The following is a 16,751-nucleotide window of genomic DNA, read 5'->3' on the forward strand; positions in this document are numbered from 1 at the left end:
GCACAATGCCCGCCTCCCCGGCGGGCATTTTTTTTTGCCAATCGGTATACTCCCGGCACTTGCGATCAGACGCCGGAGTCTCTATGCCCAATCTCACACTCGACAGCCTGCAGAGCACCATCGTTGATGACGTCCGCCGCGCTCTGGCAGAGGACGTGGGCGACGGCGACATCACCGCCAGTCTGATTCCGGCGGAACGTCAGGCCGATGGCCGCATCATCACCCGCGAAGCCGCCGTCTTCTGTGGCCGTGCATGGGCGGATGAAGTTGCCCGCCAGGTCGATCCGCGCATCATCATTGAATGGCTGGTCAATGATGGCGACACCCTGCTCGCCGATCAGACGATCTGCCGCTTCAACGGTCCGGCCCGGGGCCTGCTGACCGCCGAGCGCTCGATGCTCAATTTCATCCAGTTGCTCTCGGCCACCGCCACCCGCAGCCGCCACTTTGCCGATCTGGTTGCCGGTACCAGCGTGAAACTGCTCGATACCCGCAAGACCATTCCCGGCCTGCGCCTGGCGCAAAAGTACGCGGTAACCTGCGGCGGTTGCCACAACCACCGTATTGGCCTGTACGACGCCTTCCTGATCAAGGAGAACCACATCGCCGCCTGTGGCGGTATTGCCCAGGCCATCAGCCGGGCGCACGAGATTGCGCCGGGCAAGCCGGTTGAGGTTGAAGTGGAGAGCCTCGAAGAGCTGAAGCAGGCACTGGAAGCCGGCGCTGACATCATCATGCTGGATGAACTCAGCGACGAGGACATGCGCACCGCCGTTGCCCTGAACGCCGGGCGCGCCAGGCTGGAGGCTTCCGGCGGGATTACCGAAACAACCCTGCGCAGCGTTGCTGAAACCGGCGTGGATTACATCTCGATCGGCAGCATGACCAAGGACGTCAAGGCAGTCGATCTGTCGATGCGCCTGCGCTTTCAGGCGGCAGACTGACCAACCAGCCCTGCAGACCAGTCCCGGGCCCGACCTAGAGTCGGGCCAACAACGCCGCGCAATCCGGCACGTGCCAGTCGGCCAGCTCCGGCCAGGGATTGTCAGGCAGGATCAGACAGGTATGACTGCCCGCTGCACGCCCGGCCTCGAGGTCAAAGCGAAAGTCTCCGACCATCACCGCCTCCCGCGCCGACAGCTGCCAGCGATCCAGCAGGCGGTGAATACCATCTGGTGAGGGTTTGGGTTCAGCCTCTTCGCGCCCCAGCACATCTTCTGCGGCAAAGCAGTCCAGAATGCCAAGACAGCGCAGCGTCGAACGGGCGACCGATTGCAAATTGCGGGTCAGAATACCCAATCGACGCCCCTCCTCGTGCAATTGACGCACCAGGGCGACCGCGCCGGGCGCCGCTTCAACCTGCTCGGCCAGACGCAGCTCGATGGCATCGAGCTGCGCTTTCATGGTGAGGTATTCGGCCGCCGGCAAGCCCGACATGAACGTCAGTATGTCGGCCTCTGCCGGCACCCCCAGCTCGCGTCGGATTGCCGGAAAATCGTGCTGAGCAACCGTCAGCGTGCCGTCCAGATCGAACACCCAGCCGCGCAGATGCTGCATATCAGCGCTGCACCCTGCGCATCAATGACTCCTGCGTCACCGAGGCAACCAGCTCACCGGCCCGATTGAAGATCTGACCACGCGACAGGCCGCGGGAGCCGCTGGCTGACGGGCTGTCCATGGCGTACAACAGCCAGTCATCCATGCGCAGCGGACGGTGATACCACAGCGAGTGGTCAAGACTGGCTACCTGCATGTCGGGCGACCAGCTGGAGATGGCGTGCGGCTGCATCGCCGTACCCAGCAGATGAAAGTCCGAGGCATAGGCCAGCAGATAGCGGTGCACCTGGGGATCGTCCGGCAGGGTACCGTCGGCGCGATACCACATGTAGCGCACCGGCTCACCGGCCACAGGCTCGAACGGGTTGAACTCGCCAACCGGACGAATTTCAATTGGCTTGCCGCACAACACCTTGTCGCGGACCTTTTCGTGAATCAGATGCTGATAGCGGCGGGTCCATTCGGTCTCGTTGGGCAGGTCTTCCGGGCCGGGAACCTCAGGCATCGCCGCCTGGTGCTCAAAGCCTTCAACATCGCCCTGAAACGAGCTGATCATGGTAAAAATCGGCTTGCCCTTTTGAATCGCCTGAACCCGGCGGGTAGTAAAGCTGCCGCCGTCGCGCAGCGGATCAACCTGATAGACGATCGGCAGATCAGCGTCGCCCGGACGCAAAAAGTAGCCATGCACCGAATGCACATGGCGGTCAGGGTCAACCGTCTGACTGGCCGCCGACAACGACTGACCCAGAACCTGCCCACCGAACAGCTGCTTGAAACCGAGATCCTGACTGCGGCCACGGAACAGGTTTTCCTCGATTTTCTCCAGTGCCAGCAGGTCTACCAGATCATCCAGCAATTCGCTCATAGCGGGTCCTCACATATTGCCCCTCCGCTAACGGACGGGTACGTCTTGACTGTAATGGCGGCCGGTTCGCCGCGGAAATGGCCGCCAGTTTAACCCGGATTGTCTCGCAGTAGCAGACTGCAGCGCACCCTGCATCAGCCCCGAGACTTGTTGAGTACCAGCGCAATGCGCATACTCGATGCGCCATACACTGCCGCGAGGAGTCGTCGTGGATCTGCCCCTGGTCTACCATCCCGACTACAGCTTCCCTTTCCCCGCGCCCCACCGGTTCCCGATGGACAAGTTCGTGCGTCTGCACGACCATCTTCGAACCAGTGGGTTGCTGCACGACGGCAATCTGCACAGTCCCGAACGCTGCAGCCGCGAGTTGCTGGCACTGGCCCACGACCCGGACTACGTCAACCGCTTCCATGACAACGCGCTAGATGCGACTGCCCTGCGCCGCATGGGCCTGCCGTGGAGCGAGGCACTGGTTGCGCGCACCACCCGCGCGGTCGGCGGCTCGCTGCTGACGGCCGAGCTGGCGCTGCGACACGGCCTGGCCTGCCATCTGGCAGGCGGCACTCACCACGCCCACCGGGATTTTGCCTCCGGCTTCTGCATCTTCAATGACCTGGCGATCATCAGTCTGTCACTGCTGGCCAGCGGACGGGTAGAGCGGGTGCTGATCATCGACTGCGATGTCCATCAGGGCGACGGCACTGCAACCATCCTTGCAGACGTTGACGCCGCGATTACGGTATCACTGCACTGCGAGAACAACTTTCCGGCGCGCAAGGCGACCAGTGATTGGGATATCCCCCTGCCACGCGGGCTGGATGACCGGGGCTACCTGCATACCCTGCAGCAGACGCTGGACTATCTGCTGCCCCTCTATCAACCGGATCTGGTGCTCTATGACGCCGGCGTTGACGTCCACCAGTCTGATGCACTCGGCTATCTGCAACTGACCGACCTGGGGATTGCCGCCCGCGACCGGCTGGTGATCGACAGCTGTCTTGGGCGCGACATCCCTGTCTGCGCCGTCATCGGCGGCGGTTACGACAACGACCGCGACGCCCTCGCCCGATGCCACGGCATCCTGCACCACAGTGCCGCGCAGATTTGGCAGCAGCGCGGATTGGGCTAAACTGCGCGCCCCGCTTTCAGGATCGCACCATGACCGACACCGCCAACACCGACACCCGCTCCATAGCCATTATCGGTGGCGGCCCGGCCGGCTTGATGGCGGCGGAGGTCTTGTCAGCGGCAGGTCTGCAGGTCGACCTGTACGACGCCATGCCCTCGGTCGGGCGCAAGTTTCTGCTGGCTGGCGTTGGCGGCATGAATATCACCCACTCGGAGGCGGCAGCCCCCTTCCTGTCGCGCTACCGAGAGGCCTCACCCTGGGTCGGCGAGTGGCTGGACGCGTTCGATGCGCAGGCGCTGCGCGACTGGATTCACGGCCTGGGCATCGACACCTTCGTCGGCAGCTCCGGACGCGTTTTCCCAACTGACATGAAAGCCGCGCCCTTGCTGCGCGCATGGCTCAAACGCCTGCGCGAACAGGGCGTCCGTTTGCACACCCGGCATCGCTGGCTAGGCTGGGATGACAGCGCAGCGCTGCGCTTCAACACCCCGGACGGTGAAATCAAAGCAAGGGCAGCGGCAACACTGCTGGCGCTGGGCGGCGGCAGCTGGGCGCGCCTCGGTTCAGACGGCAGTTGGGCGCCCCTGCTCAGTGCACGCGGCGTTGATGTACGCTCACTGCGCCCCAGCAACTGCGGTTTTATCAGCGCATGGAGCCCGTTTCTCAGCGAACGCTTCGCGGGGCAGCCACTCAAGCAGGTCATCGCCAGCACCCAAAGCCCCGGGGGCGAGACCATCAGCCGCCGCGGGGAGGCCATCCTCACCCACGACGGCATGGAAGGCAGCCTGATCTATGCCCTGTCCGCCGCGCTGCGCGAACAACTGGAAGCCAGGGGCCACGCGCAACTAAGCCTGGATCTTGCGCCGGATCACACCCGGGCCCAGCTGCAGCAGACCCTCAGCCAGCCACGCAAGGGCCAAAGCCTGAGCAACCTGCTGCGCAAGAAGGCGGGGCTGGACAGCGTCAAGGTGGCGCTGCTGCATGAATGCCTGAGCAAAGACGCGATTGCCGACGCGGGCAAGCTCGCCGCCGGCATCAAGGCATTGCCCCTTACCCTGACCGCGACCCGCCCGCTGGATGAAGCCATCAGCAGCGCCGGCGGCGTCTGCCGAAGTGCACTGAATGACCACCTGATGCTCAAGGCGCTGCCGGGCATTTTCTGCGCCGGCGAGATGCTCGACTGGGAAGCCCCCACCGGCGGCTATCTGCTGACTGCCTGCTTTGCCAGCGGGCGACAGGCCGCAAAAGGCATTATTCAGTGGCTTGAAACTCGCTGAAAAAGGTATAGTCCTTCCACCGGCGCAGCTGATAGCACAGCGCCATCCCCCATCGAAAGGAATCGAGCCGATGCTTCGAAAACTCTCTATCTCTGCCACCGTAGCCAGCGCACTGCTGCTGTCGGCCTGTGCTACCGAATCATCCCGCACCGTTGAAGTCCCCCGCGTAACCAGCTACGGCACCGCCTATCAGGGCGTCCGTGCGCCGATTGCCGTCGGCCAGTTCGACAACCGTTCCAGCTACCAGCGTGGGCTCTTCTCTGATGGTGTGGATCGCCTTGGCAACCAGGCCAAAACCACGCTGGTGACCCACCTGCAGCAGACCAACCGGTTCAACGTTCTGGAGCGGACCAACATGGCCCAGCTCGCTGCGGAGGCTGGCTATAGCGGCGCAACCCAGAGCATCAAGGGAGCAAGCTACGTCATTACCGGTGATGTCACCGAATTTGGTCGCAAGGTTACCGGGGACCAACAGTTATTCGGTATTCTGGGGCGCGCAAAATCGCAAGTTGCCTACGCCAAGGTTGCGCTTAACGTGGTCAATGTAAGCACCTCCGAGGTCGTCTACTCCACCCAGGGAGCTGGCGAGTATAGCCTGTCCAACCGCGAGGTCATCGGCTTTGGTGGCACCGCCGGTTACGACGCAACCCTCAATGGCAAGGTCCTCGATCTGGCGATCCGCGAAGCCGTGAACAACCTGGTAAACGGCATTCAATCCGGAGCCTGGAACCCCGCCAGCAACTAATAACTGCAAGGACGTAGTATGAAAACAACGTTACTCAAGGGCGGCTGTGTCGCAGCCGCTGCCCTGCTGGGCGCCTGCGCGCCAGTCAACCAGCCTCTTTACCACTGGGGCGACTACCAGAACACCTTGTATATGCACCATCAGGACGGGGTTACCGACTACGCCGCTCAAGTCCAGAGCGTTGAGGCAATCATGTCCAGGGCGCAGGCTCAGGGCAAAAGTGTTCCGCCCGGACTACATGCCCATCTGGGCATGCTGTATTTCAACACCGGCCGCGAGATCGAAGCTCGCGAACAGTTCGCCATGGAAAAAAACCTGTTCCCGGAGTCCAGCCACTTTGTGGAACGAGTCCTGAATGAGCAGCCGGAGGTAACACAATGAAAAAGAGCATCACACTCGCGGTGCTGGCTCTGACAGCCTTACTGACCGGCTGCGCAACACCGTCCTACGACTACACCGCCTTCCGTGAGAGCAAACCCCGCTCGATTCTGGTCCTGCCGCCGGTAAACGAATCACTGGATGTCAGTGCCAGCTACAGCTTCCTCACCCAGGTCAGCCATCCGCTGGCCGAGTCGGGTTATTACGTGTTCCCGGTTGCGGTAGTAGAAGAAACATTCCGCGAGAACGGGCTGACCGATCCGCAGGAAATTCACTCGCTGCCGCTGGACAAGCTGAATGATGTATTTGGTGCCGACTCGATTCTATATATCAACATCACCCAATACGGCACCAGCTATCAGCTAATCGCCAGTGATACTCGGGTGACCGCGGAGGCATCGCTGGTGGACAGCCGCACAGGTCAGTTGCTTTGGAAAGGGGCCGCTACCGCGTCATCGACCGAACAAAGCAACAACAGCGGCGGCGGGTTGGTGGGCATGCTGGTCGTCGCGCTGGTGGATCAGATCATCAACACCACCGTAGACCGCAGCTATCAGATTGCCGGACTAACCAGCTTCCGACTGCTGTCGAGCAATGTTCACAACGGCATCCTCCCCGGCCCACGGGCGCACAATCAGCAACTGCAGTGAACCCCAGGGCACTGGCGTCACAAACGCTAGTGCCCTTCCCCCCTCGCCGAGGCCGGCTTCACACCTGACAGCCTCGGCACCATCCAGCGCTCGAACAACCGCGGGAAAAAGCGCGCAAACAGCCGCGCCTGCCAGTCCACATTGGACAGAATCAACTGTCGCTTGCGCCGACAGGCGCCCTGATAGATCGCCTCGGCCACATCCGCTGGCGCGGCGACCTTGAACGGCAGGGCGGTATTGGCCTGGGCGACAGAGCCGTCACCAACCAGCGCGTTCTTGCGGATATCGGTGGCGGTGAACCCGGGTGAAACCAGCATGACGTTGACGCCCTGCTCGCGCACTTCCATGCGCAGGGTTTCAAACAGGCCATGCAGCGCATGCTTGCTGGCGTTATAGGCACTGCGGTTGAGCAACGGGGCGAAGCTGGACAGCGAGCTGAGAACGATCACCTGACCGCGGCGCTCAAGCAGGCTGGGCAGGGCATGCCGGGTACAGTTGACGGCTCCGAAGTAGTTCACCGCCATGATCCGCTGGAACACCGACAAGTCGGTGTCGGCAAAGGCGCTGCGGTGGGTGATGCCGGCATTGTTGATCAGCAGGTCAATCCCCCCGAAACGCTCGACGACCTGGGCCATCGCCTCGGCGCAGGCCTGGTCGTCGGATACGTCGCAATTGATCGCCAATACATCGGCATTGAGTTTGTCGTGCAGCTGCTGGCGGAAGGCGACCAGCGACTCGTCCTGCACATCGAGAATGGCCAGATGGGCTCCGGCCTGCGCGAAGCGCAAGGCCAGTGCCCGACCGATTCCGGCACAGCCGCCGGTAATCACTACAACCTTCTGCTGAAACGCCCCTCTGCCCATGTCGCCTCCTGCTGTCGCGGTTGTCTGTCAGCGTAAAGCCGAAGCGCGGCAGCAGCAAGCAACGGGACCGAGAATGAGCGAATCAGGGCGCCAGTCGCTCCCTCACCCAGTTGCCCTCGACCAGGCGATAGCAAAGCCGGTCATGCAGGCGGCTGGGACGCCCCTGCCAGAACTCGATCAGGGTGGGCACCAGTCGGTAACCGCCCCAGTGCGGAGGACGCGGCGCAGCGGCATCAGCGTATTGCTCCTGCACAGCACCAAGGCGGTCTTCCAGCACCTCGCGCCCCGCAATCACCTGACTCTGCGGCGACGCCCAGGCGCCCAGACGGCTGCCCTCAGGGCGACTGTGGAAGTAGGCGTCCGACTCCTCGGCGCTGGTCTGCTCGACCTGACCTTCGATGCGCACCTGACGTTCAAGATCGTGCCACCAGAAGGTCATCGCGGCAGCCGGCTGACCCGACAGCTGCTGCCCCTTGGCGCTCTGGTAATTGGTAAAGAACACAAAGCCGCGCTCATCAAAGCCCTTGAGCAACAGGGTGCGCAGGTGCGGCTGACCTTCAGCGTCGACCGTAGCCAGCATCATGGCGTTGGCTTCGGTGCTTTCCACTTCAACCGCCTGCGCAAACCACTCACCAAACAGGGCAAAGGGCTCGGCAGGCGCCTGGGCTTCGGTCAGTCCGTCACGGGTATAGTCGCGACGCAGATCGGCAATACTGGGTTTCATCAGATCGATTTCCGGCAACAGTGAATGGTGACGACAGCAACGTATCCTATCCTAGCAGTCGGCCGGCGCCGCACATTGATACAGCGCAGGCTTTGCGCAGAGGTCAGTCGATCGACTGCAGACAGCGATACACCGCCTGGCTGAGCGCGACCGCACGCGGGTCCATCAGCACATAGGGCCCCATGGTATTGGTGACGTAGCCGAAGCCGACTGTGGCGTCCGGATCACAGAAGCCCAGAGAACCGCCTGCACCGGGGTGGCCGAAGGCGTTCTTGCCCATGCCGAAGCTGCCGCCAGGCCCTTCGTGCTCCAGCATCACACCCAGACCAAAGCGGGTCTGACACAGCAGCGTGCGGTCGTCACCGGCACTATGTTCCTGCTGCATCTGCTTGACCAGCTCGGCATCCAGCAGGCTGACGCCATCGAGCCTACCGTCGTGCGCCAGCAGTTGCCAGAAACGCGCCAGCGAGCGGGCGTTGCCGGTGCCGTTGGCCGACAGAATATCGGCTTGCTGCCACTCACGGCGGTTGGTGCTGGTCATCATGCTCGACGGGTTGCCAAAGGCTTTGGCCGTCATGCTGTCGGGTTGCCCCATGGCCGCGAACAGGCGGCGTGCCCCATCGTCACCATACTGATTACGCAAACGCGATACCGAGGCGATGCGTTCAAGGTCCTGATCCGGCACCCCAATGAAGAAATCCATGCCCAGCGGCTGACAGATACTGCCGGCAATCGCCTGGCCGGGACGCAGGCCAGTCAGACGGCGCAGCGGCTCACCCAACAACCAGGCGTAGGTCACCGGCGCGTAGCCGTGATGCTCGCCCGGCGTCCACCAGGGCTGCTGCGCGGCCAGCGCGGCGCTCATGGTGTCCCACTCGAACAGAGCTTCGGGCGGCAAGGTCTCGCTGACAGCCGACAGGCCGGAACGATGACTGAGGATCTGGCGCAGGGTGACTGACGCCTTGCCGGCCTGGGCAAACTCGGGCCAGACCGCCGCCAGCGGTGCGTCAAGCTCCAGCTTGCCAGCGGCCACCTGCTGCAGCAAAGCGACCGCACCGAGCGGCTTGGTGCAGGAGAACACGTTGACCAGGGTGTCCTGTTCCCAAACCGCCTGATTGTCCTTGTCACGCACGCCCTGCCAGAGATCCAGCACGGTTTCGCCGCCAACGGTGACGCACAGCGCGGCGCCACGGGCCTGCTCGTCCTGCTGCTGTTCGGCGAACAGCTCGCGTACCGACTCGAAACGGGGATCAAAGTAGCCCTGAATAGTGCTCATCATGCGGTCCTTGTTGTCTTGTTTTGCCCATTAAAGCGAAGCTGCCGACGCATGGCAGCCATCATCAGTTGCCCTGTCTACAGCCCATCGCTCAGGCTGATGACTCAATCGATCTCGCGGCGGAACGGCGGCAGCGCATTGAGAATCGCCTTGCCATAGCGCTGGGTCACCAGCCGGCGGTCCAGCACGGTGACTGTGCCGCTGTCGCTCTCGGTGCGCAGCAAGCGACCACAGGCCTGAATCAGCCGCAAGCTGGCGTCCGGCACGGCGATTTCCATAAACGGATTGCCGCCGTTCTTTTCGATCCACTCGGCCAGCGCGGCTTCAACCGGATCGTCCGGTACGGCAAAGGGAATCTTGGCTATCACCACGTGTTCGCAATACTTGCCCGGCAAATCGACTCCTTCGGCAAAACTCGCCAGACCGAAGATCACGCTCTGCTTGCCGTCATCGACCTGCTTGCGATGCTGGCGGATCAGCTCCTGCTTGGACAGATCGCCCTGCACCAGCACCCGCTGACGAAACTCGGCGGGCACCCCGGCAAACACCTCCAGCATCTGCTTGCGCGAGGAGAACAGCACCAGGCTGCCGCGCTCATCGGCCAGAATCTCCGGCAGGTGCTCAATGATCGCAGCCGTATGGGCGACGCTGTCGCGCGGGTCGGCTCCGTAATTGGGCACACGCAACAGCCCGGCCTCACCATGCTTGAACGGGCTGGGGGCCAGCGCGCAGACCGCGCTGCGCGGCAAACCGGCGCGGTGACTGAAGCGGTCGAACTTGCCCAGCGCGGTCAGCGTTGCCGAGGTGGCCAGCGCCGCGAAGGCTGGATTCCAGAGATACTGACGCAGGGTGTCGGCGGCCAGAATGGGGCTTACGTGGACTTCGATGTCGCCGCCTTCGGTCAGGGTCAGCCAGCGCGCGGTCGGCGGCTTGCCCTCCGGGTCCTGCAGGCAGAACTGGGTCCACAGCGTCCAATTGGCCTCGGCTCGCGCCTGCAGCGCGCCAAACAGCGGGTACCACTCCTCGGCCTGAGACTCGGAGACGCCGATGGTCGCTTCGCCATCCATCGCCTCCTTGAGCATATCGACGATGCGCTGTAACTGGTCGCTCAAGCGGCCAAAGCCGGCCTTCAGCTCCATGCCCATCTCGCACAGCTCGTCAGGCACTTCACCATTCTCGAAGCGGTATTGCGGGCGGATGTTGCCGCCCAGATCCTCAGCACTGGCAAAGTCGGCGACGCCGCCCAGTGCCTGCTGCATGAACTGCTGATGCGGTTTCAGATCACGGGCGGTAGTCGGCACCTGCTCCAGCACACGGCCCAGATCGCCGGGCAGCGGATGCTGCGCCAGCAGCTTGCTGAGGTTCTTGTCGATCTGGTCGAGCCACTCGGCAGTCGCATGCAAGCGAGTGTGGTGGGCGAAATGGCCAATCGCCTTGTCCGGCAGGTGGTGCGCCTCATCGAATACATAGAGACAATCACGCGGGTCGGGCAGAATCGCGCCGCCACCCAGCGCCAGATCCGCCAGCACCAGGTCGTGATTGGTGACGATGACATCGACCTTCTGCACGCCCTCGCGGGCCTTGTAGAACACGCACTGTTGAAAGTGGCCGCAGCGGCGGTTGCTGCACTGGATATGGTCGGTGGTCAGCCGCGACCAGTCCTGATCCTCCAGCGCCTCGGGCCAGGAGTCGCGCTCACCGTCCCATTTATTGCCACCGAGCGCCTCGACCATGCGGGTGTAGAGTTTGAGTCCGGCCTCATCCACGTCAATGCGGAAGCCGTCATCGGCAAAGATCTGCTGCTGATCAGCCATCGACTGGTTTTCGCGCAGCAGGTTGTCGAGCTTGGCCAGGCAGACATAGCGGCCGCGTCCCTTGGCCAGCGAGAAGCCGAACTTGAGACCGGAGTTGCGCAGAATATCCGGCAAATCCTTGAGAACGATCTGCTCCTGCAGCGCCACGGTCGCAGTAGAAATGACCAGCGGCTTGCCCAGATGGCGGGCAATCGGAATCGCCGCCAGACAATACGCCACGGTCTTGCCGGTGCCGGTGCCAGCTTCAATCACCGCGACCGCCGGATCACCCTCACGATGCCCCTCGTCGTCCAGCGCAACATTGCCGAAGACCTTGGCGACCTCGGCAATCATCACGCGCTGGCCGTAGCGCGGCTTCAGCGACTTGTTTTCCAGAAAGGTGCGATAGGCCGTCTGGATCTGGCCTTTGAGTTCATCGTTCAGCATGCGGGCTCCGGATCAGCCGGCGATCATACCATTCAACGCCGCCGAGCTGGACCGCCGGTGCTTGCATCAACACCGGCCAGCACCTACCCTGCTGCGCTGAATCCGTTCACAGTCGAGTCTTCCGATGAGCGCCACGCCAACGTCATCCCTGCTGGGCATCCTCCAGCACTATCGCCCCGCGAGCCTGCTCTGCGTCAGCCGCAGCGAGATCCCGGCCGTAAAGGCCTGGTTGCAGGAACACCCGGATTGTCGGGTCAGCAGCACAGATGACGTCCCGCTGAGCGACGACCTGCGCAATCAACGCTACGACCTGGCCATTGTCGCCGATCAGCTCGAGCACCTCGACAAACGCACCGCTACCGAACTGCTCGCCGGCCTGCGCAACCTCTCTGCCAGCCGGATTGCGGTGCTGGTCGACATGGAACGCATTGACGACTGGCAGGAGAATGACTTCTACGCCCTCGCCCTGCAGCGTCACGCGCGTTTCAGCCAGGATGGCCAGAGCCTGACGCTCTATGCCTACGATCTGGCCGAGTACAAGAGCGTACCGGACTGGTTGAACTCCAAGTACTGGGCCAACCCGGAGATGTTCGACAAATACTGGTGGTAACGCGATGACTCCAACCCTCACCGCCGCTGCGCCCTGCCCCTGCGGCAGCGGTCAACGTTATGGCGACTGCTGCCAGCCGCTGCATCAGGGCAAGGCTGCCCCGAGCGCCGAGCGCCTGATGCGCTCGCGCTACTGCGCCTATACCCTCGGTCTGATCGATTACCTGATCGCTACCACCATTCCCGCCCAGCAGGCGCAGCTGGATGTCGAGGCAATGCGCCAATGGAGCGAGCAGAGCCGCTGGCTCGGGCTGACGGTCGAAACAGCCACTGAACTGCCGGGCGCAACCAGCGCACAGGTGACCTTTGTCGCCCGCTGGCAAGACCCGGACGGCAGCGCCCAGACCCACCGCGAATGCTCCGACTTCCGCCTGACTCAGGGTCGCTGGTACTTCCTCGACCCCAATCATCCGATCAAGGCAGGACGCAACGACCCCTGCCCGTGCGGGTCGGGGCGCAAGTTCAAGCAGTGCTGCGCGCGGTAAGCCCCACAGCCCACCGAAGCGTCCACTCCCAAGCACTTCAGGCGTCGGAACCAGGCTCCTCACAGATAGCGCACAGTGGCTTTCCAAGCATTAGCGCCTGGCGCTGCGCCGGCACCAGTAAACTGCCTGCCTGACTGCGATCGGCGGGCGCTGTATCGCCAGGCAAGCGCGGAGAAGCACCCGTACCCTGCCCCGGCTTGCCACCCGAGTTGATTCGCACCGTCGGGCCGCTGATGGTGACGCCGCTGGGGTCGAGCTTGATAAAGCTGCCACCGGCCTTGATGGTCAACTCCATGCCCGCTTCGATAACAATCTTGCGGCCGCTGGCCAGGTGAATTTCCCGCCCGACGTCGGCCAGCAGGGATTGACCGATACGGCAATGTTGATTGCCGGCGATGCTGAGATGATCGCTGGATTTGAGTTCCGTCAGACGGTCGCCGTGGACGGTGCGATGCAGCTCGGCGAGGTGCTCGCTGTAATGATTGGCTGCGGTATGTTCGTGGCGCTCGTTGCCCACATGCAGCCGCTGATCATGTTCAATGCGCTGATCCCAGTCACGCTGGGCGTGGATGTAGACCTGTTCGGCCCCCTTGCGATCTTCAATGCGCAGCTCGTTGTAGCCCTCACCACCCGGTGAGCTGAGCGTTTTGAAAGAGCTGCGCGTCTTGTGCGCGGGCAGCTCGACCGGAGGTACGTGTTCGGCGTGATACAGGCAACCGGTAATCAGCGGCTGATCAGGGTCACCCTCAAGGAAGCTGACCAGCACCTCCATGCCGATGCGCGGAATGGCGATGGCGCCGTAACGATCTCCGGCCCAGCCGGACGCCACACGCAGCCAGCAGCTGGTGTGCTCGTCGGCCTGCGCTTCGCGGTCCCAGTGGAACTGGACCTTGACCCGGCCATGCTGGTCGCAGTGAATCTCTTCACCAGCGGGGCCGGTCACCACCGCGCTCTGGCTGCCGGCGATGCGCGGCTTGGGATGCTCCAGTGGCGGCCGCCAGATCGCCTGCCACGGGGTGGCCACAAAGCGGTTGCGATAGCCTTGAACAAATCCGTCGACGGCGCTTGTGTCACTGCTGATCGACTCTTCCAGCGCCTGCGGCTGCTTGCCATGGTGATGCACTTCCGTGAGCAACCAGAGATCGTTCCAGTCGTCGCGTAGATGCCCTGTCAGCGGCAGAAAGTGTCCACTGCGCAGGTCGGGCCGATCGCCTTCACCGCGCGCCTCCAACTGATGGCTGCGGTGGCGCTCCAATTGAATCTGGCTGAGCTGCCTGCCGCGGCCACGATCGCTGAAGCCACCGGGATAGTCATAATCTTCCAGCGCGGGCTGGGCTGGGGCGCTCTCCAGTCGTGCACCTGTTTCCAGCAGCAGATGCGGCGTTTCAAAGTTGTAGTCCCGACGACTGACCCGGTCGGGCCGAGTGGCAGCAGTCAGACTGAAGCGTTTTACCACTGGCTGGTCGGCGACCATACCGGAGCCCTGGCTGAAGCCGATCGACTCCAGTTGAGGAAAGCTGGTCTGATCATCACCGAACACCAGCACATGACCCTGCCGACTGTGCTCAAAGTGAAAATGCAGCCCCTCTTCCTCACACAAGCGCTGAATAAAGTGCAGATCGGTTTCGTCGTACTGGGTGCAGTAGCGTCGCTCGCCGAGGTCGGCACTAAGACTGAAGCGCCAGGCATCGCTGTGGATGGCATTTTCCCGCAGCACGCAGCTGATGATCTGCTCAACTGACTGATGTTGAAAGATGCGCTGGTTGGTTCGGTATTCAAGGTAACCGAGCTGAGGACTCAGCCTCAGTTGGTAACGGGTCAGCCGGCGGCCAGACTCGCCTTGGGTAAACCGGGTAATAAAGCCGTGCAACCCACCACCGGGGCTGATTTCCAGCCAGGCCGGCAGATGCAGCAGGCTCGCGGGGTCGATATCGGCGCGCTCGCTGACCAGCGTCAGCTCGATGGCATACGGCTGATTAAGCCGCTCCACACCAGTGAACTCAAGCACGCTGAAATCATGCTCGACAGCGTCGATATGCAACGCAAAATGGGCTTCGTTTGCTGGAGAGAACATCCGTGTTCCTTGCTGTGCGATCCATGCCGCGCCGACGACTTTTGCCGACGGCGCTGATGCACAGCTTAAGGACAGAAAAGTGGCAGAGCAGGTGTATAAACCCGGGAAATCGAAGGAGTCGACATTTTGCAAACAAAACAGCGGGCCAAATGCGCCGAAGCCAGGCCGTGAGCAGACCGGCCCGGCAGAGACTCATCAGTCATCAACGAGCTTGAGATGATCCACATTGGGAACCTGCACTGCATCGTCGCGCTTGATCTCGCCCATGTCACTGCCAACCGGCGCCAGGGTCAGTGCCGACAGATCGATAGGCAGCGCCGTATGCGGGTTGTACTCGTCCTGCAGATCGGCACCCAACGGCGCGATACCGAAGTCAGGAGCCTCCACATCACTGAACGCGGCCATGTATTCGTCTCGAGGCACGACGCGCGAGGACCGCTCCGGTTCAGCCTCAACCGGCTGCGACACAGGCTTGGCTGGCTCAGAGGGCGCTGAAGATTCCGAAGCGGACGGAGCTACGGATGTCGGCTCATCCATTGCCACGTCCATTGCCACGATACTGCACTGAGCGCCAGCACGCTCGAGCGCAATGCGGTATTTCTCGGCGGCAACCTGATCAAGCCCCTGTTTGATCACGATGCGACGACCGGAAAACAGCGTATCCAGCTGGGCTCCGGAGACCTGAAACAGCTTGCCTACATTGGCCCGTACCTGCTCAGGCGCGGCGCCTTGTTGCACCTGGCCTTGAAAAACCACCTCGAAACGCGTCATCTTGTCACTCCCTGTACGCAAAACAGGGTTAAAGTATGGTCCAGGCTGCGCAACAACTCCATACACAAAGCAGCCTGCACGGGGAGAGGGGACGCGATGAGAGCGCGGTTGCTGGGGATCATGACGCTGATTGGCTGCATGCTGCTGCATGGCTGTGCCGTATTCAGCCCGTCCTACACCAAGCCGGAGGTCAGTCTGGCGAATGTCGAGATGCTCAAGTCCAATCTCTGGGAGCAATCTTTTCGCCTCAAGCTGCGGGTCGACAACCCCAACGACCGGGTACTGCCGATTCGCGGCATGCACTATCAGGTCTATCTCAACAACATGAAACTGGCCACCGGGGTCAGCAACAACCGCTTTGACGTGCCGGCTTACGGCTCCTCCTATTTCGAGCTGGATGTACGCTCCAACCTGTGGCGTCATATCGCCGACCTGATCAAGCTGGTAGATAAACAGAAACCGGTCGATTACCGTATCGATGGCAACATCCGCACCGGCATGTTGCTGGCGCCCAGCATCAATCTGCACGAGGAAGGGACGCTGGATCCCTCACAACTGAGCTTCTGACACCCATGCAAACTCACTACTGGCTGATTGCCGCCGGCATTCTCATCATTCTGGCGCTGGCGACCTACGCCTGGACCCTATGGCGCAAGGTATGGCAGCATGACGAAGCCCGTGCCAAGGCACTGGAAGCGCGCAACGACCGGCTAAGCGGCGACATTCGCATCATCGCCCAGAGCCTGCTTGACGGCCAGGTGCCCACTATTGAAGGCGCCATTCGCATCAAGGTGCTGCTGGATAACTATCAGGGGGAGCGCCGCGAGGGGCTGGACGTGGCCGTCTTTGATCTGATCTACGAGCAGACCGCACATATTCCGACCCATCAGGCCTGGAAGGATCTCAGCCGCGCCGAGCGCAAGCTGCATCTGCGCCTGATGGACACGCTGGAACGCGACCATCGCCCTGCCGTCGAAGCAGCGGCACGGGCACTGAGCAAAGGCGTCAACTGACCTGCACGGGGCCCGCCATGCGCCGTGTCAACGCGCGCGGACGCAGCATGCTGCGTCCCTACGCAAGGTCGTGGTGCCTACCCGTTCGTAGGGAC

18 protein-coding genes and 1 pseudogene are annotated in these 16,751 nt (G+C 62.4%); 11 read left to right on the forward strand and 8 right to left on the reverse strand.

Annotation, left to right across the window (positions count from 1 at the left end; genetic code table 11):
• Positions 1-83 precede the first annotated feature (83 nt).
• On the forward strand, positions 84-944 hold the full coding sequence (nadC, locus tag O5O48_RS00590) for a carboxylating nicotinate-nucleotide diphosphorylase (RefSeq protein ID WP_269687833.1): 861 nt from the start codon (positions 84-86) through the stop codon (positions 942-944).
• Positions 945-978: 34 nt separating this feature from the next.
• On the opposite strand, the gene O5O48_RS00595 is transcribed toward nadC, so the two are convergent.
• Both O5O48_RS00595 and tesB read right to left on the reverse strand, forming a co-directional pair.
• Entirely contained in the window at positions 979-1,557 is a 579-nt protein-coding gene (locus O5O48_RS00595) for an HAD family hydrolase (RefSeq protein WP_269687834.1), read from the reverse strand.
• A 1-nt stretch (position 1,558) separates the two neighbouring features.
• Entirely contained in the window at positions 1,559-2,422 is an 864-nt protein-coding gene (tesB, locus tag O5O48_RS00600) for an acyl-CoA thioesterase II (protein ID WP_228245902.1), read from the reverse strand.
• Between the two features lie 208 nt (positions 2,423-2,630).
• On the opposite strand from tesB, the gene O5O48_RS00605 reads away from it, so the two are divergent.
• The 5 genes from O5O48_RS00605 (at position 2,631) to O5O48_RS00625 (ending at position 6,601) form a co-directional block, all read left to right on the forward strand.
• Complete coding sequence (locus tag O5O48_RS00605) at positions 2,631-3,551, forward strand: histone deacetylase family protein (RefSeq protein WP_269687835.1); 921 nt, start codon at positions 2,631-2,633, stop codon at positions 3,549-3,551.
• Positions 3,552-3,580: 29 nt separating this feature from the next.
• Positions 3,581-4,828 carry a TIGR03862 family flavoprotein gene (locus O5O48_RS00610; protein ID WP_269687836.1) on the forward strand — a complete coding sequence of 416 codons (1,248 nt, stop codon included), beginning with the start codon at positions 3,581-3,583 and terminating at the stop codon, positions 4,826-4,828.
• 70 nt (positions 4,829-4,898) lie between these two features.
• Positions 4,899-5,573 carry a CsgG/HfaB family protein gene (locus O5O48_RS00615; protein WP_228245899.1) on the forward strand — a complete coding sequence of 225 codons (675 nt, stop codon included), beginning with the start codon at positions 4,899-4,901 and terminating at the stop codon, positions 5,571-5,573.
• Between the two features lie 18 nt (positions 5,574-5,591).
• Complete coding sequence (locus O5O48_RS00620; RefSeq protein WP_228245898.1) at positions 5,592-5,954, forward strand: DUF4810 domain-containing protein; 363 nt, start codon at positions 5,592-5,594, stop codon at positions 5,952-5,954.
• Positions 5,951-6,601: a DUF799 domain-containing protein gene (locus tag O5O48_RS00625; RefSeq protein ID WP_228245897.1), complete on the forward strand. Its 651-nt coding sequence runs from the start codon at positions 5,951-5,953 to the stop codon at positions 6,599-6,601. Before O5O48_RS00620 ends, O5O48_RS00625 begins: the two co-directional genes overlap by 4 nt.
• 26 nt (positions 6,602-6,627) lie before the next feature.
• Here O5O48_RS00625 and O5O48_RS00630 read toward each other — a convergent pair whose 3' ends face one another.
• The 4 genes from O5O48_RS00630 to dinG all read right to left on the reverse strand — a co-directional run bounded on the left by O5O48_RS00630 (position 6,628) and on the right by dinG (position 11,704).
• Positions 6,628-7,464 (reverse strand): SDR family oxidoreductase, encoded by an 837-nt coding sequence (locus tag O5O48_RS00630; RefSeq protein ID WP_228245896.1) that lies wholly within the window; start codon positions 7,462-7,464, stop codon positions 6,628-6,630.
• Positions 7,465-7,546: 82 nt separating this feature from the next.
• Positions 7,547-8,188, reverse strand: coding sequence for a pyridoxamine 5'-phosphate oxidase (gene pdxH, locus O5O48_RS00635; RefSeq protein WP_233049201.1), 642 nt, complete (start codon positions 8,186-8,188; stop codon positions 7,547-7,549).
• 103 nt (positions 8,189-8,291) lie between these two features.
• Entirely contained in the window at positions 8,292-9,464 is a 1,173-nt protein-coding gene (locus O5O48_RS00640; protein ID WP_269687837.1) for a serine hydrolase domain-containing protein, read from the reverse strand.
• A gap of 104 nt (positions 9,465-9,568) precedes the next feature.
• Positions 9,569-11,704: an ATP-dependent DNA helicase DinG gene (gene dinG, locus O5O48_RS00645; protein ID WP_269687838.1), complete on the reverse strand. Its 2,136-nt coding sequence runs from the start codon at positions 11,702-11,704 to the stop codon at positions 9,569-9,571.
• 124 nt (positions 11,705-11,828) lie between these two features.
• On the opposite strand from dinG, the gene O5O48_RS00650 reads away from it, so the two are divergent.
• The 3 genes and pseudogenes from O5O48_RS00650 (at position 11,829) to O5O48_RS00660 (ending at position 12,798) form a co-directional block, all read left to right on the forward strand.
• A complete protein-coding gene (locus tag O5O48_RS00650) occupies positions 11,829-12,314 on the forward strand; it encodes a DUF6231 family protein (RefSeq protein WP_233049199.1) in 486 nt (161 codons plus the stop codon).
• Positions 12,315-12,318: 4 nt separating this feature from the next.
• Positions 12,319-12,372: pseudogene (locus O5O48_RS00655) on the forward strand (hypothetical protein); the annotation flags it as partial.
• 21 nt (positions 12,373-12,393) lie between these two features.
• On the forward strand, positions 12,394-12,798 hold the full coding sequence (locus O5O48_RS00660; protein ID WP_269688737.1) for a YchJ family protein: 405 nt from the start codon (positions 12,394-12,396) through the stop codon (positions 12,796-12,798).
• A 37-nt stretch (positions 12,799-12,835) separates the two neighbouring features.
• Here the strand turns inward: O5O48_RS00660 and tssI are convergent, their stop codons facing one another.
• A complete protein-coding gene (tssI, locus tag O5O48_RS00665; protein WP_269687839.1) occupies positions 12,836-14,872 on the reverse strand; it encodes a type VI secretion system Vgr family protein in 2,037 nt (678 codons plus the stop codon).
• 195 nt (positions 14,873-15,067) lie between these two features.
• A complete protein-coding gene (locus O5O48_RS00670) occupies positions 15,068-15,643 on the reverse strand; it encodes a hypothetical protein (RefSeq protein WP_269687840.1) in 576 nt (191 codons plus the stop codon).
• Between the two features lie 96 nt (positions 15,644-15,739).
• Between O5O48_RS00670 and O5O48_RS00675 the strand changes: the two genes are divergently transcribed.
• The gene (locus O5O48_RS00675) at positions 15,740-16,210 is read left to right on the forward strand and encodes an LEA type 2 family protein (RefSeq protein ID WP_269687841.1); all 471 of its coding nucleotides are present in this window, start codon (positions 15,740-15,742) and stop codon (positions 16,208-16,210) included.
• 5 nt (positions 16,211-16,215) lie between these two features.
• Positions 16,216-16,656 carry a DUF2489 domain-containing protein gene (locus O5O48_RS00680; protein WP_269687842.1) on the forward strand — a complete coding sequence of 147 codons (441 nt, stop codon included), beginning with the start codon at positions 16,216-16,218 and terminating at the stop codon, positions 16,654-16,656.
• The last annotated feature ends 95 nt before the right edge of the window (positions 16,657-16,751 follow it).

The sequence above is a fragment of the Halopseudomonas sp. MFKK-1 genome (assembly GCF_027474385.1).
Taxonomy (GTDB): domain Bacteria; phylum Pseudomonadota; class Gammaproteobacteria; order Pseudomonadales; family Pseudomonadaceae; genus Halopseudomonas; species Halopseudomonas aestusnigri.